This is a genomic window from Streptomyces sp. NPDC104367, assembly GCF_055583825.1.
This window is the reverse complement of record NZ_JBVJND010000006.1, coordinates 237,197-254,306: the sequence shown is the minus strand read 5'-3', so window position 1 is coordinate 254,306 and position 17,110 is coordinate 237,197. Positions and strand designations below refer to the sequence as shown.

Here is a 17,110-nt window from a genome sequence, read left to right as displayed (position 1 = left end):
GGCGCAGCAGGCCCCCGAGCTGGTCACCCTACTAGCTCTCGGTGACGGAACGGCACCCTCCGGAGGCGCGCTGTGCACGGGCCGATGCGTAGAGACATACGGCGGCGGCGGTGGCGAGGTTCAGGCTCTCGGCCTTCCCGTGGATCGGAACGCGCACGACGGCGTCCGCCAGCACGCGGGTCTCCTCCGGGAGCCCCCAGGCCTCGTTGCCGAAGACCCAGGCGGTGGGCCCGCCCATGGTGCCCTTGTCCAGCTCGTCGTCGAGGTCGTCGGTCCCGGCCCCGTCGGCGGCGAGGATGCGCACGCCGGCCTCCTTGAGTCCGGCGACGGCCCGTTCGACGGGGACGCCGACGGCGACCGGCAGGTGGAAGTGCGATCCGACGGAGGCGCGGACGGCCTTGGGGTTGTAGAGGTCCACGGACGCGTCGGTGAGGACGACCGCCTCCGCGCCGGCGGCGTCGGCGCAGCGCAGCACGGTCCCGGCGTTGCCGGGGTCGCGGACGTTGGCGAGGACGGCGACGAGCCGGGGACGGGCGGCGAGGATCTCCTCGAACGGCGTGTCCAGGAACCGGCAGACACCGACGAGCCCCTGGGGCGTGACGGTGGTGGAGATGTCGGCGATGACGTCCTCGGAGGCGAGGTGGATCCGGGCGCCGACCGCCCTGGCCTCCCCCACGATGTCGGCGTACCGCTCGGCGGCCTCGACGGTGGCGAACAGCTCGACCAGCGTCGGCTCGTCGTCGACCCGATGCCCGGCCGCCTCCCGGACGGCCTGCGGCCCCTCGGCGAGGAACAGCCGGTCCTTCCCCCTGAAGTTCCGCCTGGCCAGCCGCCGGGCGGCGGAAACACGCGTGGAACGGGGAGAGATCAGCTCGGGGGTGGGCATCGTGTCGGTCACTTTCGAAGAAACGCGGCGAAAGCGCGCCCCGAAGGGGCGCGGGGAACTGCGCGACCAGCCCCCACAGGCCCGCAGCCGAACGAATGCCGTGGGCCAACAACAGGACCCGCAAGCCGTGAAGCCTGCGGGTCCTCAAGTCACGTCGGCCGGAGCCAGCGCAGCGTCACGCCGCCTTGGGGGCGTTGACGTCGGCCGGCAGCGCCTTCTGCGCCACCTCGACGAGGGCGGCGAAGGCGCCCGCGTCGTTGACGGCCAGCTCGGCGAGGATCTTGCGGTCGACCTCGACGTTGGCGGCCTTCAGACCCTGGATGAAGCGGTTGTAGGTGATGCCGTTGGCGCGGGCAGCGGCGTTGATGCGCTGGATCCACAGCTGACGGAAGTCGCCCTTGCGCTTCTTGCGGTCGTTGTAGTTGTAGACCAGCGAGTGGGTGACCTGCTCCTTGGCCTTGCGGTACAGACGCGAACGCTGACCGCGGTAGCCGGAGGCCGCCTCGAGGATCGCCCGGCGCTTCTTGTGGGCGTTGACTGCCCGCTTGACGCGTGCCACTTGTTTAACTCCTTGTAGCGGGGCCGCGGTTGGACTCACGCGGCCCGGAAACGACTGGGTCCCGGATGTGCTGACTCAGGGCGCGGCGAGGCGCCCTCGTGTCACTTGCCGAGAAGCTTCTTGATCTTCGCGGCGTCGCCCGGGGCCATCTCGGCGTTGCCGGTGAGGCGGCGCGTCACGCGGGACGACTTGTGCTCGAGCAGGTGGCGCTTGCCGGCGCGCTCGCGGAGCACCTTGCCGGAGCCCGTGACCTTGAAGCGCTTGCTGGCACCGCTGTGCGTCTTGTTCTTCGGCATAGCGCCGTTATCTCCTCGTCGGTGGCGCTCCGGTGCCCGGTCGTGAAACCGGGCACGGTGGAACGTCGCTCTTGTATGGGTTACATCCTGGGGCTGTCGCCCCTGGCTGCTGCCCCGGGACGGTTGCCCCGGGATCACGCCTCGGCGTGCTCCTCGGCAGGCGCCTCGGCCTCGGCCTCGGCGTCGGCGGGGGCCTCGGCCTCGATCTCGGCGGCGTTCTGCGAGCGACCGGGGTTGGCCTTGGCGTCCGCCTTGCGGGCTTCCTGCGCCTGCCGGGCCTCGGCCATCGCCTCGGTCTTCTTCTTGTGCGGACCGAGAACCATGATCATGTTCCGGCCGTCCTGCTTCGGGTTCGACTCGACGAAACCGAGGTCCTGGACGTCCTCCGCGAGACGCTGCAGCAGTCGGTAGCCCAGCTCGGGCCGGGACTGCTCGCGACCACGGAACATGATCGTGATCTTGACCTTGTCGCCCTGCTTGAGGAACCGGACGACGTGACCCTTCTTGGTGTCATAGTCGTGCGGATCGATCTTCGGCCGGAGCTTCATTTCCTTGATGACCGTGTGCGCCTGGTTCTTGCGCGCCTCACGGGCCTTCATGGCCGACTCGTACTTGAACTTGCCGTAGTCCATGAGCTTGCAGACCGGCGGACGTGCGCTCGCCGCCACCTCGACCAGGTCGAGGTCGTACTCCTGGGCAAGCTCCAGCGCCTTGGCAAGCGGAACAATCCCGACCTGCTCGCCGCTGGGACCGACAAGTCGCACCTCGGGAACGCGAATCCGGTCGTTGATGCGGGGCTCGGTGCTGATGGATCCTCCTCGGTAGCACCACACGACGGTCTGGCGGACAGCCGCGTAACGTCTGTTTTCGTAAGACCTAACCGCACCGAAGCAAGAAAAATGCCCCGGACGATCACAGGCGGGGCTCCTCGAACTACCGGAACACCGCCGCGAGGATCGCGGGGCGCGAAATCGGACGGAACGCCGCCGCCGTGAACGGCGGAGCGACCGTCTGACCGGTGACCCGCCGCCCTGGGGGTGGTCGGGTGGGAGTTCGAAGCCTCCACTTGTGGGCCGGTTCGGTGTGCCGTGAGGCATACCTGTCCGGCCGGTCGTCACACAAGGTTAGCAGCTAAGCGGAGAGAGGGCTAATTGGGGCGGGCCGGGGCATCGGCCGGGGCGAACCGGGCCTGGGTGACGGTCCCGCGCGCCCCTGCGCCTATCGTGTGGCACATGAGTGAGACGCCCCTTCCCGGCCCCGATGACGCCGGGCAGCCCGACTTCGACGAGATGACCCGCGACATCGCCGAGGTCCCCGCGGTCGAGGTGATCGTGACGGTCGCCGTCAACCTGATGAGCGCCGCGGCCGTGAAGCTGGGTCTGGCCCCCCAGGAAGGGGAGGGGGACAAGTACAAGGACCTCGACGAGGCCCGCAAGCTGGTCAGCGCCCTCGCCGGACTGCTCGACGCGTCCGCGACCGAGATCAGCTCCTTCCACGCGGCTCCGCTGCGGGACGGCCTGAAGTCGCTCCAGCTGGCCTTCCGCGAGGCCTCGATCGTCCCCGACGAACCGGGCCAGGGCCCCGGCGAGAAGTACACCGGCCCGGTCTACGGCTAGACCGGCCGATCCGGCGGAGGCCGTCGGATCAGCCGGCGGATCAGCTCCGCACGTACAAGGGCTCGCCCGGAGGCGTGGTCCCGGCCGGCAGCAGTGCCAGGTCGAGGCCGCGCACCAGGCGGGCCCGCAGCGTCTCGTCCGCGGCGAGCCGCTCGGCGACCGCCCGCGCGGTCTCGGCGGGCGGCGCCGCCGGGTCGAGGACGAGCGCGAGGGTGCCGTCGGCCGGGCCGGGCCCGAGGTGGGCGCGCAGGATGCCGGACTCGGCGGCCACGGCGGCCCTGACCGCCTCGACCACGGCCGGGTCGGCCAGCGGGTCGACCGCCGTACGCCCCTCGGCGAGGGCCAGCAGCGCCGGCCCGGTCAGTTCGAAGGGCACCGGCCCCGACACGTCCAGCACCACCGTGTCCGCCTTCTCGTGCGCGGCGGCCTGGAGCGCCTGGTGCAGCGGTACGGCGACGGGCCGGGCCGCCGGGTCCCAGCGGGCCAGCGACTCCGTGGAGGTGAACGCGGGCAGGGCGGTGCGGTGGCCGGCCTTCAGGGTGGGGACGGCCATGTCGCTGGTCTTCTCGCGGCGCAGCCCGTTCTCGTCCTCCTCGACCTCGCCGAGCACGGCGACCACGGGCACGAGCAGCCGGGCGCCCCTGAGCGCCTCCAGCACCGGCGCCACGGCCGTCCGGTCCTCGCCCCAGGCGGCCAGCGCGGCGGCGAGGCCGGGGTCGGCGGAGCCGTCGTCGTCGGAGTAACCGGAGTCGGGAATGTTCTTGTTCGCCACGGTCCCCGACCCTATCGGTGGGATGCTGCTGGGCTTGTGCGGGCCCCGAAACCGCGTCGGCACAGGATTCACGGGAATCTCAGATTTCCCTGACCCAGTTCTCACTTCCGGCTAACGGCGCACACAGTCCACGCCCCGAGCATCGCGGGCATGGAGTCCCCCAGAGCCACCTCAGGAGCCCGCCGAGACCGCCGTCGCGCCCGCCGGCCGAGGCGCCGGGCCGTTCTCTACACGGGTCTGGCCCTGGTCGCCGTCGTCGGCGCCACGGCGGCGGGAACCGTGTACATGACGGCGCACGCGGGCGACGGCGGGACCGTATCCTCGGCTGCGTCGCCGTCGCCCTCCTCCTCGGTGTCGGCGAACGGGGAGGCATCGGTGGAACCCGTGGCGGAACCGGCCGTGGACCGGGACGCACTGCTGAGCACGGCGATGGACGCGCTGACCGTGCCGTCCGGGGCGAAGGTCTCGGCGGCCGTCCTCGACCTGGACTCCGGGGACAGCGCGGTCCACGGGGACGCGGCCTTCGACACCGCGAGCATCGTGAAGGTCGACATCCTGGCGGCACTGCTGTTGCAGGCGCAGGACGCGGACCGGCATCTGACGGCGACGGAGAAGGCGTACGCCACGAAGATGATCCAGAACAGCGACAACACGTCGGCGTCGCAGCTGTGGGACGCCATCGGCAAGGCGAGCGGGCTGGACGCGGCGAACAAGCGCTTCGGGCTGACGGAGACGGAGGGCGGCGACGGGGCGCTGTGGGGGCTGACCCAGACCACCGCCGCCGACCAACTCACGCTGCTCCAGCAGGTGTTCGGGGACGACTCGAAGCTGAGCGAGGCCTCGCGGGCGTACGTCCAGGGGCTGATGAAGACGGTCGAGTCCGACCAGCGGTGGGGTGTCTCGGCGGCGGCCGACGGTTCGTCGTACGCGCTGAAGAACGGGTGGCTGGCGCGGAGCACGACGGGGCTGTGGGACGTCAACAGCATCGGGCGGGTGACGGTGGACGGGACCGACTATCTCGTGGCCGTGCTGTCGAACGGGACCGTGAGCCAGGCGAAGGGCATCTCGCTGGTGGAGGCGGCGGCGAAGGCGGCCGTGGGGTCGTTCACGGGAGCGGATGCGTCGGCTTCGGCGTCTGCTTCTGCTTCTGCTTCTGCTTCTGCTTCGCAGTAGGGGCTCGTGTTCGGCTGCGGGACGGTGGGGGTCGATCGCGCCGTTCCCCGCGCCCCCTTCGGAGCGGGGTGTCCTCAGGGGGTTTCGAAGGGGCGGCGGCGGGATCGCCACAGGACTCCGGCGGCCACCAGGAGGACACCGCCCGCGCCGCCCGCCAGAGGGGCCGCCCAGTCGGTGGCACTGGTGGTCCTCGTCCCGGTGTCGGGGCCGGTGCCGAAGAACTTGTCGCCGTAGGACGCCGAGGTGAGGTTCTCGGTCCTGAGCCTGGCCGCGGCCTTGATGGCGGCCGCCGGGTCGACCATGCCGAACCCCCGGGAGTCGTCGCGGCCGCCGGAGGGGGCGTCGCGGGCGGTGTCCTCCAGCAGCTTCTTGATCTGGGCCGGGGTGAGACCCGGGTGCGCGGCCTTGAGCAGGGCCACGGCGCCGGAGACGAACGCGGAGGCGGCGCTGGTGCCCCAGCCCTCGTAGTACTTGTGGTCCGGGTCGGCGATGACGATGTCGTCGCCGGGGGCGCTGACCGTGGCGTACCAGCGGCGGGTGGAGAAGGAGGCGCGGACGCCGAACTTGTCCACGGCGGTGGCGGCGATGACGCCCGGGTACGCGGCCGGGTAGGAGATGTGGTCGCCCTTCTTGCCGCCGTTGCCGGCCGAGGCGACGACCACGACGTCCTTCTTCAGGGCGTACTGGATGGCCTCGTCCTCGCCGGGCTCGGGGTGGGCGGAGTCGGAGTCGTCGCCGAGGGAGAGGTTGATGACGTCGGCGCCGTGGTCGGCGGCCCAGCGGATGCCCTCCGCGAGGGCGTTGCCCCGGGTGGCGCGGGCCTTGCCGCGGGCGCTGTCGCCGTCCTCCAGGATGACCCGGACGGGGAGGATCCTTGCCTCCGGGGCGACGCCCATCACGCCGTCGCCGTTGCCCACGCCGTGGCCGTGACCGGCGATGATGCCGGCCATGGCGGTGCCGTGCCGGGCCCAGTTGCGATTGCCCTCGGTGGCCCCGAAACCGATCATGTCCTTCGCGGCCAGGACGTTGCCGACGAGGTCCGGGTGGTCGGCCTCGACGCCGGTGTCCAGGACGGCGACGGTGACGCCCTTGCCCTTGGTGGTCTGCCAGGCCTCGTCGAGGTGCAGGGCGGCCAGGCCCCACTGCTGGGCGCGGATGCTGTCGGCGTACGCGGTGGTGGACGGCAGCAGGGTGAGTGATCCGGCGAGCAGCAGGCTCAGCGCGGCACCGGTTGCGCGGCGGTTCATGAGGGCGACTCCGTTGCCGTACCGGCGATGTCCTGGCGCAGCCGCCGTTCGATGCGGTCGGCCAGGCCCTGGGCCTCGTTGCCGAGGCCGGCCTGGGCGGGGGCGGTGGTGGCGCCGGACGCCTCGGCGTCGGCGGCGGACTGCGGGGTGTCGACGGTACGGCCGTCGGCCCAGCCGGAGACCGCGTAGGCGACGACCGGGGCGTCGGTGAGCACGGAGATCGCCCAGGAGGCGCGCTGGTGCGGGCCGAACCGTTCGGCGGCGGTGTCCTTCGCGGCGTACGGGAGGGGCATCAGGTCGGTACGGCGGTCCAGTCCCTCGGTCTCGAACCGCTTGGCGAGGGCGGTCATCCCGGCCGGGTCGGACGTGGTGAACAGCAGCCCCACGGTGGTCACGTAGCTCTGGGTGGCGTCGGTGTAGGTGGCGCGGATCAGGCGCCGGCAGCCGACGGGGGCGAGGACCTTGCGCAGCAGCGGGTCGAAGGCGTCGGTGCAGCCGGTGGCCGGGGCGACGGCGATGCGGGTCCAGGTGCGGTCGGCTCCGCCGGGGCCGGCGCCGGTGCCCTCCACGGTGGGCGGGAAGAGTTCGTCGACGGGCACGTTGTGCCACAGGCCGGAGGCGGCGCTGAAGGTGGTCGCCGAGGCGGCGTCGGTGCCGTCGTCGATGAGCCAGCTGCCGGTGACGGCGCCGCCGATGAGGCCGATGCCGAGCACCATGCAGGCGGTGGCCGCGACGGTGCGGGGCGCGACGCGACCGAACAACGACCGCCCCCGTCCTCGCTCGTCGTACCCCTCCGGCTCGCCGAAGCTCACAACGGGCCGGTCCCTGCCGGGAGTTCCCACGGAGGCGCTCCAGGACATGGCGGGGTCCGGGCCGTGGTGCGGGGCGTCGGTCTCCGTCCGGCCCACGGTCTTCGGCGGCTCCGTCGGGCGCGGCGGGACGGCGGGGGGCGGGGCGGCCTTCGGGGGTGCGGTGGGGCGTGGTGGGGCCGTCGGTACGGGGAAGGTCCGCATGTGCGGGCTCCACGCGGCGCCCGACGCGGGGGCGCCGAACCCGGCGGAGAACTCCCCGCGGACGGGCCGCCTGCTCCCGGTCGTGTCACCGTCCGGACGCGGGTCGGCGGCCTCACCGCCCCCGGCCCGTTCCTCCGGCTCCGCCGCAGCCCTCACGGACCGCCCCGGCCCCCCGTACGACAGCCGGAACGGCGGCTTGACCCGCCCGCCCTCCCGCACGAACGACACGGGCTGCGCCGCGGGGCGGTCGGATTCCCGCCCGGGAGCGGCAGACGGCACGTCCCGGTCGCCGGAAGGCGTCGGCGTCGTGCGGGTGGAGTCCTGTGCCGGGGACGCGGACGGGGCCGGCCGGCCCGGAGCCTGCCCGAAGAACCCGGACGACCCGGCACGCCCGGGAGACGCGGGGGGCACGGCGCGGTCAGCGGTGTGGGCGGGAGGTGTCGGCGTCGTGCGGGTGGGAGGTGTCGACGTCGCGCGGGCGGAGTCCTGTGCCGGGGACGCGGACGGGGCCGGCCGGCCCGGAGCCTGCCCGAAGAACCCGGACGACCCGGCACGCCCGGGAGACGCGGGGGGCACGGCGCGGTCAGCGGTGTGGGCGGGAGGTGTCGGCGTCGTGCGGGTGGTGTCCTGCGCGGGCGAGGTCGTGCGGCCGGGGGGTGTGGTGCGGGTGGGGGTCCAGGCTGCGGGTGTGGGCTGAGCAGGGCGGTCGGGGGGTGTGGGGGTGGGGCGGGGCGGGGTGTCGGGGAAGCGGGCGGAGGCCGGGGGCGGGGGGAAGGCCGGGCTCTGGGGCGGGCGGAGGTCGGGGTGGCGGGGGCGGGTGATGCGGTCGGCGGACGGTACACGGCCGCCGACCCGGTCCGCCGCGCCCTTGCCCTGCTCGCCCTGCCCCACCGCACCGCCCGAACTAGTCCGCTCACTCTGCTGCCGCGGCCCGGACCGGTGCGGTGTCCCGCTCCGGCCGGCCGTGCCGGCTCCACCGGTGGATACGTCGGAGGGGCGGGTCCCATTCATCCGGCCCGGCACGTCCGCGGCGGAACCTTCCTCCCGCGGGTTCGGGGCGTGCTGCGCTTCCCTGCTCATGCGCCCCCCGTCTCCTCTGGCCCGGGCCAACTCCACGTACGGGCCGCCGTGTCCCGCGGCGCGGCACAGCCGCCCTCCGGGCACGCATACCCGCACGTGCGGATCCGCATCCCGGCGCGGGTCAGGCGACCGGGGCCGTTCCGCCGTACGTCCGCGTCACTCTACGGGTTGCGCGAGGGCGAACGGGAACCAGTCCGCGCCCCCGGGGCATCTGCCCGTATCGTCCCCCTACCCTGCGGTAATCCTGTCTGGCAGGCTTCGTTCATGACTGCGCGCGCCGCCGACCGGGCCCGTTACGACCGGGCCACCGCCCACCTGGACGCCCCCCTCGCGATCGTGGACCTGGAGGCCTTCGACGCCAACGCGGACGATCTCGTGCGCCGGGCCGGCGGCAAGCCGGTGCGGGTCGCGAGCAAGTCCGTCCGCTGCCGCCATCTGCTGGAGCGGGTCCTCGCGAAGGAGGGCTTCGCGGGGATCATGTCGTTCACGCTCGCGGAGTCGCTGTGGCTCGCGCGCTCGGGGTTCGACGACGTCCTGCTGGCGTATCCGTCCGCCGACCGGGCCGGCTTCGCCGAGCTGGCCGCCGATCCGAAGCTGGCCGCCGCCGTGACCGTGATGGTCGACGACCCGGCGCAGCTGGACCTGATCGACGCCTCCCGGGACGGCGGGAGCGAAGTGGTCCGGATCTGCCTGGAGTTGGACACCTCGCTGAAGATGTTCGGGGGCCGGGTGCGGGTCGGGGCCCGGCGCTCACCGCTGTACTCCCCCGCCCAGCTCGCCGATCTCGCGCGGACCGTGGCCCGCCGGCCGGGCTTCAGGCTGGTCGGGATCATGGGGTACGAGGGCCATATCGCCGGGGTCGGGGACGACGTCGCGGGCCGGCCGCTGCGGTCGCGCGCGGTGCGGCTGATGCAGGCCACCGCCCGCCGTGAACTGGCCGAGCGGCGTGCCGCGGTGGTGCGGGCGGTCCGTGCGGTGGCGCCGGAGCTGGAGTTCGTCAACGGCGGCGGCACCGGCAGTGTGCAGACCACGGCGGCGGAGGACGCGGTCACCGAGATAGCGGCGGGCTCCGGCCTGTACGTGCCGCGGCTCTTCGACAACTACACGTCGTTCAGCGGCCGTCCGGCCGCGCTCTTCGCCGTGCCGGTGGTCCGGCGGCCCGGTGTCGGGGTGGTGACCGTGCTCGGCGGCGGCTACCCGGCCTCGGGCGTCGCGGGCCGCGACCGGCTGCCGGTGCCGTACCTGCCGGAGGGGCTGTCGTACGACGCGCAGGAGGGCCCCGGCGAGGTGCAGACCCCGCTGCTCGGCTCGGCGGCGGACGACCTGCTCATCGGCGACAAGGTGTGGTTCCGGCACGCCAAGGCGGGCGAGCTGTGCGAGCGGTTCGCCGAGCTGCACCTGGTCGAGGACGACCGGGTGACGGCGACCGTGCCGACGTACCGGGGTGAGGGGCAGACCTTCCTCTAACCGCGCGGGCGGCCCCCGGGGCGGCCCACCGGGCGGATGCCGTCGGTTATCTCGTCCATGTCGGACAGCGGCGGTCCGTCCGGGCCCGCGTCGAGGACGAGGCGGACGACGACCGGGGCCGGGATGCCGGTGTCGGACGGGAAGGCGACGGACTGGACGTAACCGCCGGGTCCCTCGGCGGTCCGCACCCGCCAGCGCACCAGGTAGCCGTCGTGCCCGGCGACCGCGACCCGCCCGGCCCTGACGACCTGGTGGGAGCGGATGCCGCCGTAGGGCTGCCGGCCCCCGGAGTCCTGGCCGTAGGCCGTCTCGGCCGCGTCGGGGACGTCCCGTTCGGCGACGGCGCGCGGCGAGGCGCCGTCGGAGCTGCCCGCCGTACGGCTGATGACCTGGCCGTGGCGGCAGCGGCCGGTGGCGGCGGGGCAGTCGTAGGTGCCGTCGGTGGTCATCACGACGTCGTCCTGGGCGACGGCCGAGGTGCCGGTCCAGCCGGCCGGTACCGGCAGGGTGATGCCGTTGAGCCGGTCGACGACGAGGGAGTCCGGCGGGCCGCCGGGGGCCGTGTCGGTCCCTCTGCCGCCGCCGGCGAGGTCGGTGCGCAGGACCGTCCCGCCGGTGACGATCGCCGTCGCCAGCACCGCCCCGGCGGTGCTGAGCGCGACCGCCCTGGCGCGTCCGGACCCGCCGGCCGCCCGGACGGGCGGCGCGGGCAGGCCGGACGGGGTGCGCCGGTACTCGGACCAGGCCAGCCCGTCCCACCAGCGTTCCAGGGGCGGGGCCTCGGGGTCGGAGTACCAGCCGGGCGGCGTCATGCTCACTCCCGCACTGTAGGACGGGAGCCCGGGCGGCTCCTACAGGGGTGTGACGTAGGCCCCGGAGATCCCGCCGTCCACGAGGAAGTCGCTCGCGTTGACGAACGAGGAGTCGTCGCTGGCCAGGAAGGCGACGGCGGCGGCGATCTCCTCGGCCTCGGCGAAGCGGCCGAGCGGGATGTGCACGAGGCGGCGGGCGGCCCGCTCCGGGTCCTTCGCGAACAGCTCCTGGAGCAGAGGGGTGTTGACCGGTCCGGGGCACAGGGCGTTGACCCGGATGCCCTCGCGGGCGAACTGCACGCCCAGTTCACGGGACATGGCCAGAACTCCGCCCTTGGAGGCGGTGTAGGAGATCTGGCTGGTGGCCGCGCCCATCCTGGCCACGAAGGACGCGGTGTTGATGATGGAGCCCCTGCCCTGCCGCCGCATGTAGGGGATGGCGGCCTTGCAGCACAGGTAGACGGAGGTGAGGTTGACCTCCTGGACGCGCTTCCAGGCCTCCAGGCCGGTGTCCAGGATGGAGTCGTCGTCGGGCGGCGAGATACCGGCGTTGTTGAAGGCGATGTCGACGCTGCCGTAGGTGTCGAAGGCGGTCTTGAACAGGGCCTCGACCTGTTCGGCGTCGGTGACGTCGACCTTCACGAAGATCCCGCCGACCTCCTCGGCGGCGGCCTTGCCCCGGGTGTCGTCCACGTCGCCGCAGACGACGTGGGCGCCCTCGGAGGCCAGCCGCCGGGCGGTGGCGAGGCCGATGCCGCTGCCGGCTCCGGTGATGACGGCGGTACGGCCGACGAGTCGGCGGCACACGATCTCTTCGGTGGATGCGGTCACTGTGCGGGGCCCTCCGTGCTGATGAAGACGTTCTTGGTTTCGGTGAAGGCGGTGAGGGCGTCCGGGCCGAGTTCGCGGCCGATCCCCGACTGCTTGAAGCCGCCGAAGGGGGTCCAGTAGCGGACGCTGGAGTGGGAGTTGACGGACAGGTTGCCGGCCCTGACAGCCTGCGAGACGCGCAGGGCGCGGCCCACGTCGCGGGTCCAGATCGAGCCGGACAGGCCGTAGTCGGTGTCGTTGGCGAGCCGGACGGCGTCGGCCTCGTCGTCGAACGGGATGACCGCGGCGACCGGTCCGAAGACCTCCTCGACGGCCACCCGGGCGTGCGGGTCGATGCCGGTGAGGACGGTCGGCGGGAACCAGAAGCCGGGGCCCTCGGGGGCCTTGCCGCGGATGCCGGGGGCGTCCGCGTCGACGTACGAACGGACCCGTTCCAGCTGGGCCCTGGAGATCAGCGGGCCCATGTCGGTGTTCTCGTCGGCCGGGTCGCCGACGGTGACGGACTCGATCGCCGGGGCGAGGAGTTCCAGGAAGCGGTCGTGGACCCGGCGTTGGACGAGGATGCGGGTGCGGGCGCAGCAGTCCTGGCCGGAGTTGTCCAGGAAGGACATGGGGGCGGCGGCCGCGGCGGCCTCGATGTCGGCGTCGGCGAAGACGATGTTGGGGCTCTTGCCGCCGAGTTCGAGGGTCACGCGCTTCACCTGGTCGGCGCAGAGCGCCATGATGCGCTTGCCGACGCGGGTGGAGCCGGTGAACACGATCTTGGCGACGCCCGGGTGTCGCACGAGCGCCTCGCCGGTGATGTCGCCGCGGCCGGGCAGCACCTGGAGGAGGTGCTCGGGCAGGCCTGCCTCCAGGGCGAGTTCGGCGAGGCGGAGCGCGGTGAGCGGGGTGGTCTCGGCGGGCTTGAGGAGGACCGCGTTGCCGGCGGCGAGCGCGGGTGCGGCGCCCCAGGCCGCGATGGGCATCGGGAAGTTCCAGGGGGCGATGACGCCGACGACGCCGAGCGGCTGGAGGAGGGTGACATTGAGGCCGCCGGGCACCGGGATCTGCCGTCCGGACAGCCGTTCCACTCCGCCGGCCGCGTAGTCGAGCAGGTCACGGACGTTGCCGGCCTCCCAGCGGGCGTTGCCGACGGTGTGGCCGGCCTCGCGGACCTCCGACCGGGCCAGTTCCTCGCGGTGTTCGTCGACGACGACGGCGAAGCGGCGCAGCAGCCGGGCCCGTTCGCCGGGGGCGAGGGCGGCCCAGCGCTCCTGGGCGCGCGCGGCCCGCCGTACGGCGGCGTCCACGTCCTGTTCCCCCGCTCCGGGGACGGTCGCGATCACCTCCTCCGTGGCCGGGTTGAGGACGTCGAGTTCGTGTTCTCGGGACAAGGGGTGCCTCACATGCGTTCGAAGGAGCGGCGCAGCTCCCAGTCGGTCACCGCGGCGTCGAAGGCCTCCAGCTCGACGCGGGCCATGTTGCGGTAGTGCGCGACGACCTCGTCGCCGAAGGCGGCCTTGGCGATGGGGCTGTTCTCCCAGAGCTCGGCGGCCTCGCGGAGGGTGGTCGGGACGTGTGCGAAGTCGGCGGTGTAGGCGTTGCCGGGGCAGGCCTCGGGGAGTTCCAGCTTCTGTTCGATGCCGTGGAGGCCGGCCGCGACCAGGGCGGCGACGGCGAGGTGCGGGTTGACGTCGCCGCCGGGCAGCCGGTTCTCGAAGCGCAGGGAGCGGCCGTGGCCGACGACGCGCAGGGCGCAGGTGCGGTTGTCGTGGCCCCAGGCGACGGCGGTGGGCGCGAAGGAGCCCGGCTGGAACCGCTTGTAGCTGTTGATGTGGGGTGCGTACAGGAGGGAGAAGTCGCGCAGCGCGGCCAGCTGTCCGGCGAGGAAGTGCCGCATCACGTCGGACATGCCGGCTCCGGCGGCGAACGCGGGGTGTCCGTCCGGGTCCGTGAGCGAGAGGTGGATGTGGCAGGAGTTGCCCTCGCGCTCGTTGTACTTGGCCATGAAGGTGAGGGAGACGCCCTCCTGGGCGGCGATCTCCTTGGCGCCGGTCTTGTAGATGGCGTGCTGGTCGCAGGTGACCAGGGCCTCGTCGTAGCGGAAGGCGATCTCGTGCTGTCCGGGGTTGCACTCGCCCTTGGCGGACTCGACGGTCAGCCCGGCGCCCGCCATCTCGTTGCGGATGCGGCGGAGCAGGGGCTCGATCCGGCCGGTTCCGAGCACCGAGTAGTCGATGTTGTACTGGTTGGCCGGGGTCAGTCCCCGGTAGTTCGCGTCCCAGGCCGCCTCGTAGGTGTCCTTGAACACGATGAACTCCAGCTCCGTACCGACCTGTGCGGTGTAGCCGAGTTCGGCGAGGCGCTCCAGCTGGCGGCGGAGGATCTGGCGGGGTGCGGCGACGACCGGGGAGCCGTCGTTCCAGGCGAGGTCGGCGACGAGCATGGCGGTGCCCGCGTTCCAGGGCACGCGGCGGAGGGTGGAGAGGTCGGGGTGCATCGCGAAGTCGCCGTAGCCGCGGTCCCAGGAGGACATGGCGTAGCCGTCGACGGTGTTCATCTCGGTGTCGACGGCGAGCAGGTAGTTGCAGCCCTCGGTGCCGTTCCGGAGGACCTCGTCGAGGAAGAACCGGGCGGCGAACCGCTTGCCCTGCAAGCGTCCCTGCATGTCGGGGAAGGCCAGGACGACGGTGTCGATCTCGCCGCCGGCGACGAGGGTGTGCAGTTCCTCGACGCTCAGCGGGGGTGTGCGGTCTGCCACGGGGGAGCTCCTTCGGCTTCTTTCACGCGGTTACAGCGGGTACTGCTGGTGCTGCGCTTCTGCGACCGGGCCGGGAGCCCTAAGGTATTGAATAGAACCATTGCTTGGGAAGGGGGTGGGGCCAGATGTCGCTGGACGCGGACGGCGCCCTCGACGACGCGCTGACACCGGTGCTGCGTCCGGTGCGGGCGGGCAACGGCTTCGAGGAGGCGTTGGAGCAGATCCTCCAGGTCGTCCGGCTCGGCCTGGTTCCGGGCGGCGAACGGCTGCCCGCGGAGCGGGAGTTGGCGGAGCGGCTGGGGATCAGCCGGGTGACCCTGCGCGAGGTGCTCAAGGTGCTCCAGGACCAGGGTCTGGTGGAGTCCCGGCGCGGGCGGTACGGCGGCACGTTCGTGCTGCCGCGCGCGGACGCGGGCGGCGAGGACGAGCTGCGGCGCCGGATCTCCGCGGTCGACATCGAGGACGTGCTGCGCTTCCGCGAGGTGCTCGAGGTGGGCGCGGCGGGCCTGTGCGCGGCGCACGGCCTGACCGACGAGCAGGCGGAGCGGCTCCGCGAGGCGCTGGCCCGCACCCACGACGCCCCGCTCACGGACTATCGCCGGCTGGACACGCTGCTGCACCTGACCCTCGCCGAGCTGTGCGGCTCGCCCTCGCTCACCGCCCAGTACGCGGCGGTCCGGGCCACCGTCAACGACCTGCTGGACTGCATCCCGCTGCTGGTCCGCAACCTGGAGCACTCCCAGCGTCAGCACATCGCCCTGGTGGAGGCGGTGCTGGACGGGGACGCGGACGGCGCCCGGGAGATGATGCGGGAGCACTGCGCGGGGACGGCGGCGCTGCTGCGGGGCTTTCTGGCGTAACGGGCCATGGGCGTGTCATAAAGGTACGCACGAACACCTTTGTGACTGGGGAGGGGCCCATGACCGGACGGCCGCTGATCGGCGTGAGCACGTATCTGGAGGCCGGCGCGCGCTGGGGCTCCTGGGAGCTGGAGGCGGCGCTGCTGCCGGCCGGCTATCCGAGGCTGGTCCAGCGGGCCGGCGGCCTGGCGGCGATGCTGCCGCCGGACGCCCCCGAGCACGCGGCGGCGACGGTGGCCCGGCTGGACGGCCTGGTGATCGCGGGCGGCCCGGACGTCGAGCCGGTCCGCTACGGCGCCGAGCCCGACCCCCGCACCGGCCGCCCCGCGCGCGAGCGGGACGCCTGGGAGCTGGCCCTGATCGACGCGGCCCTGACCGCCCGCGTCCCCCTCCTCGGCATCTGCCGCGGCCACCAGCTCCTCAACGTCGCCCTCGGCGGCACCCTGGTCCAGCACATCGACGGCCACGCGGAGGTGCCGGGCGTCTTCGGCCGCCACCCGGTCAAGCCGGTCCCCGGCACGCTCTACGCCGACACGGTCCCGGAGGAGACCTCGGTCCCCACCTTCCACCACCAGGCGGTGGACCGGCTGGGCGACGGCCTGGTGGCGTCCGCCCACGCGGCCGACGGCACCGTCGAGGCGATCGAGCTGCCCGCCGGACGCGGCTGGCTCCTCGGTGTCCAGTGGCACCCGGAGATGGGCGAGGACCTGCGGGTGATGCGGGCCCTGGTCGCGGCGGCGTCCTGAAGGTCCCGGACGGGCCGGGGCCCGTCAGCCGCGGGTCAGCGCGAGCAGTTCCCGGGCCGGGCCGGCCGGGCGGTGGCCGGTGGGCCAGACCGCCCGCAGGTCGCGGCGGAACTCCATGCCCTCCACCGGGATGCCCACCAGGCGCCGCATCGCCAGCTCCTCCCCCACCACCAGCTCGCTGAGGACCGCCGGGCCCGCGCCGCTCACCGCCGACGCCTTCACCGCCGTGGTGGAGGACAGCTCGATCAGCGGGCGGGCCAGGCCGCCGAGCGCCGCGTCGAGGACCTGACGGGTGCCGGAGCCGCGTTCGCGCAGGATGAGCGGTGTCGCGGCCAGCTCCGCCGCGGCGAGCGGGCGCCGGCGGCGGGCCCAGGGGTGGCCGGGGGCGACGACGACGATCAGCCGGTCGTGGGCGACCACCGCCGAGTCCAGGGTCGGCGGGACCGTCAGCCCCTCCACGAACCCCAGGTCCGCCTCGCCCGCGAGCAGCCGCTCGGCCACCGCCGCCGAGTTGCCGGCGAGCAGCGACACCGCCGTGTCGGGGCGCTGCGCGCGCAGCGCGAGCAGCCAGCCGGGGAGCAGGTACTCGGCGATGGTCATGCTCGCCGCGACCCGCAGCCGTGAGTCCCGCCGGTCCCGCAGCGCCTGTGTCCCCGCGTCGAAGGCCTCCGCCGCCTCCACCACGCGCCGCGCCCAGTCGGTGACCAGCGCTCCCGCGTCCGTGAGCCGGGAACCGCGCGGCGAGCGGTCGACGAGGGCCACGCCCAGCTGCCGTTCCATGGAGCGGATCCGGCTGCTGGCCGCGGGCTGGGTGATGCCGACCTCCCGTGCCGCGGCCCCGAGGCTGCCCAGCCGCGCCACCGCCAGCAGCAGCTCCAGCGCGCCGAGGTCCGGCACCCGGTGCGCCAGCGTGCCGGACCTCGGCGCCCGGTCCTCCGTCTCGCTCATAAGACCAGCTTATGCCCCCATAGGAGAGGGCTCCCTGGTCGCGGGCCCGGGCGCGCGGCAC

17 protein-coding genes are annotated in these 17,110 nt (G+C 73.4%); 5 read left to right on the top strand and 12 right to left on the bottom strand.

Going from position 1 to position 17,110, the window contains the following annotated elements; translation table 11 throughout:
* Positions 1 to 31: 31 nt before the first annotated feature.
* The 4 genes from ACZ619_RS11750 to infC all read right to left on the bottom strand — a co-directional run bounded on the left by ACZ619_RS11750 (position 32) and on the right by infC (position 2,574).
* Complete coding sequence (locus ACZ619_RS11750) at positions 32 to 886, bottom strand: TrmH family RNA methyltransferase (protein WP_469597522.1); 855 nt, start codon at positions 884 to 886, stop codon at positions 32 to 34.
* 175 nt (positions 887 to 1,061) lie between these two features.
* Complete coding sequence (gene rplT, locus ACZ619_RS11745; protein ID WP_018549117.1) at positions 1,062 to 1,445, bottom strand: 50S ribosomal protein L20; 384 nt, start codon at positions 1,443 to 1,445, stop codon at positions 1,062 to 1,064.
* Positions 1,446 to 1,546: 101 nt separating this feature from the next.
* Positions 1,547 to 1,741 carry a 50S ribosomal protein L35 gene (rpmI, locus tag ACZ619_RS11740; protein ID WP_016576627.1) on the bottom strand — a complete coding sequence of 65 codons (195 nt, stop codon included), beginning with the start codon at positions 1,739 to 1,741 and terminating at the stop codon, positions 1,547 to 1,549.
* A 134-nt stretch (positions 1,742 to 1,875) separates the two neighbouring features.
* On the bottom strand, positions 1,876 to 2,574 hold the full coding sequence (gene infC / locus ACZ619_RS11735) for a translation initiation factor IF-3 (protein WP_469597273.1): 699 nt from the start codon (positions 2,572 to 2,574) through the stop codon (positions 1,876 to 1,878).
* Positions 2,575 to 2,973: 399 nt separating this feature from the next.
* Here infC and ACZ619_RS11730 point away from each other — a divergent pair, with 399 nt between their 5' ends.
* Entirely contained in the window at positions 2,974 to 3,357 is a 384-nt protein-coding gene (locus ACZ619_RS11730) for a DUF1844 domain-containing protein (RefSeq protein WP_469597272.1), read from the top strand.
* A gap of 40 nt (positions 3,358 to 3,397) precedes the next feature.
* Here the strand turns inward: ACZ619_RS11730 and ACZ619_RS11725 are convergent, their stop codons facing one another.
* Positions 3,398 to 4,129: an SseB family protein gene (locus ACZ619_RS11725; RefSeq protein ID WP_469597270.1), complete on the bottom strand. Its 732-nt coding sequence runs from the start codon at positions 4,127 to 4,129 to the stop codon at positions 3,398 to 3,400.
* A 150-nt stretch (positions 4,130 to 4,279) separates the two neighbouring features.
* Between ACZ619_RS11725 and ACZ619_RS11720 the strand changes: the two genes are divergently transcribed.
* The gene (locus ACZ619_RS11720; RefSeq protein ID WP_469597267.1) at positions 4,280 to 5,302 is read left to right on the top strand and encodes a serine hydrolase; all 1,023 of its coding nucleotides are present in this window, start codon (positions 4,280 to 4,282) and stop codon (positions 5,300 to 5,302) included.
* Positions 5,303 to 5,376: 74 nt separating this feature from the next.
* On the opposite strand, the gene mycP is transcribed toward ACZ619_RS11720, so the two are convergent.
* Positions 5,377 to 6,549: a type VII secretion-associated serine protease mycosin gene (gene mycP, locus ACZ619_RS11715; RefSeq protein WP_469597265.1), complete on the bottom strand. Its 1,173-nt coding sequence runs from the start codon at positions 6,547 to 6,549 to the stop codon at positions 5,377 to 5,379.
* Positions 6,546 to 7,562 carry a hypothetical protein gene (locus ACZ619_RS11710; RefSeq protein ID WP_469597264.1) on the bottom strand — a complete coding sequence of 339 codons (1,017 nt, stop codon included), beginning with the start codon at positions 7,560 to 7,562 and terminating at the stop codon, positions 6,546 to 6,548. Before ACZ619_RS11710 ends, mycP begins: the two co-directional genes overlap by 4 nt.
* Before the next feature lie 1,344 nt (positions 7,563 to 8,906).
* Here ACZ619_RS11710 and ACZ619_RS11705 point away from each other — a divergent pair.
* Positions 8,907 to 10,109, top strand: a complete 1,203-nt coding sequence (locus tag ACZ619_RS11705) for an amino acid deaminase/aldolase (protein ID WP_469597262.1) — start codon at positions 8,907 to 8,909, stop codon at positions 10,107 to 10,109.
* On the opposite strand, the gene ACZ619_RS11700 is transcribed toward ACZ619_RS11705, so the two are convergent.
* Genes ACZ619_RS11700 through ACZ619_RS11685 form a run of 4 tightly spaced genes read right to left on the bottom strand, consistent with a single transcriptional unit; the run spans position 10,106 to position 14,495 of the window.
* The gene (locus ACZ619_RS11700) at positions 10,106 to 10,921 is read right to left on the bottom strand and encodes a DUF2510 domain-containing protein (protein WP_469597519.1); all 816 of its coding nucleotides are present in this window, start codon (positions 10,919 to 10,921) and stop codon (positions 10,106 to 10,108) included. The genes ACZ619_RS11705 and ACZ619_RS11700 overlap by 4 nt on opposite strands.
* 39 nt (positions 10,922 to 10,960) lie before the next feature.
* Positions 10,961 to 11,752 carry a 3-oxoacyl-ACP reductase gene (locus ACZ619_RS11695; protein ID WP_469597260.1) on the bottom strand — a complete coding sequence of 264 codons (792 nt, stop codon included), beginning with the start codon at positions 11,750 to 11,752 and terminating at the stop codon, positions 10,961 to 10,963.
* Positions 11,749 to 13,128 (bottom strand): aldehyde dehydrogenase family protein, encoded by a 1,380-nt coding sequence (locus ACZ619_RS11690; RefSeq protein ID WP_469597255.1) that lies wholly within the window; start codon positions 13,126 to 13,128, stop codon positions 11,749 to 11,751. The genes ACZ619_RS11695 and ACZ619_RS11690 overlap by 4 nt, the downstream gene beginning before the upstream one ends.
* Positions 13,129 to 13,136: 8 nt before the next feature.
* On the bottom strand, positions 13,137 to 14,495 hold the full coding sequence (locus ACZ619_RS11685; RefSeq protein ID WP_469597252.1) for a glutamine synthetase family protein: 1,359 nt from the start codon (positions 14,493 to 14,495) through the stop codon (positions 13,137 to 13,139).
* A gap of 125 nt (positions 14,496 to 14,620) precedes the next feature.
* Here ACZ619_RS11685 and ACZ619_RS11680 point away from each other — a divergent pair, with 125 nt between their 5' ends.
* Positions 14,621 to 15,355 carry a FadR/GntR family transcriptional regulator gene (locus tag ACZ619_RS11680; protein ID WP_469597250.1) on the top strand — a complete coding sequence of 245 codons (735 nt, stop codon included), beginning with the start codon at positions 14,621 to 14,623 and terminating at the stop codon, positions 15,353 to 15,355.
* A 59-nt stretch (positions 15,356 to 15,414) separates the two neighbouring features.
* Complete coding sequence (locus ACZ619_RS11675) at positions 15,415 to 16,101, top strand: gamma-glutamyl-gamma-aminobutyrate hydrolase family protein (RefSeq protein WP_469597247.1); 687 nt, start codon at positions 15,415 to 15,417, stop codon at positions 16,099 to 16,101.
* Between the two features lie 24 nt (positions 16,102 to 16,125).
* Here the strand turns inward: ACZ619_RS11675 and ACZ619_RS11670 are convergent, their stop codons facing one another.
* Positions 16,126 to 17,049 carry a LysR family transcriptional regulator gene (locus tag ACZ619_RS11670; RefSeq protein WP_469597245.1) on the bottom strand — a complete coding sequence of 308 codons (924 nt, stop codon included), beginning with the start codon at positions 17,047 to 17,049 and terminating at the stop codon, positions 16,126 to 16,128.
* Between the last annotated feature and the right edge of the window lie 61 nt (positions 17,050 to 17,110).

Bases quoted from the DNA above. Each gene is read 5' to 3' on its own strand.
- ACZ619_RS11720 (WP_469597267.1), top strand. From the start codon at position 4,280: ATGGAGTCCCCCAGAGCCACCTCAGGAGCCCGCCGAGACCGCCGTCGC.
- ACZ619_RS11670 (WP_469597245.1), bottom strand. From the start codon at position 17,049: ATGAGCGAGACGGAGGACCGGGCGCCGAGGTCCGGCACGCTGGCGCAC.
- ACZ619_RS11750 (WP_469597522.1), bottom strand. From the start codon at position 886: ATGCCCACCCCCGAGCTGATCTCTCCCCGTTCCACGCGTGTTTCCGCC.
- ACZ619_RS11710 (WP_469597264.1), bottom strand. From the start codon at position 7,562: ATGCGGACCTTCCCCGTACCGACGGCCCCACCACGCCCCACCGCACCC.
- ACZ619_RS11705 (WP_469597262.1), top strand. From the start codon at position 8,907: ATGACTGCGCGCGCCGCCGACCGGGCCCGTTACGACCGGGCCACCGCC.
- ACZ619_RS11730 (WP_469597272.1), top strand. From the start codon at position 2,974: ATGAGTGAGACGCCCCTTCCCGGCCCCGATGACGCCGGGCAGCCCGAC.
- ACZ619_RS11680 (WP_469597250.1), top strand. From the start codon at position 14,621: ATGTCGCTGGACGCGGACGGCGCCCTCGACGACGCGCTGACACCGGTG.
- mycP (WP_469597265.1), bottom strand. From the start codon at position 6,549: ATGAACCGCCGCGCAACCGGTGCCGCGCTGAGCCTGCTGCTCGCCGGA.
- ACZ619_RS11675 (WP_469597247.1), top strand. From the start codon at position 15,415: ATGACCGGACGGCCGCTGATCGGCGTGAGCACGTATCTGGAGGCCGGC.
- ACZ619_RS11700 (WP_469597519.1), bottom strand. From the start codon at position 10,921: ATGACGCCGCCCGGCTGGTACTCCGACCCCGAGGCCCCGCCCCTGGAA.
- rpmI (WP_016576627.1), bottom strand. From the start codon at position 1,741: ATGCCGAAGAACAAGACGCACAGCGGTGCCAGCAAGCGCTTCAAGGTC.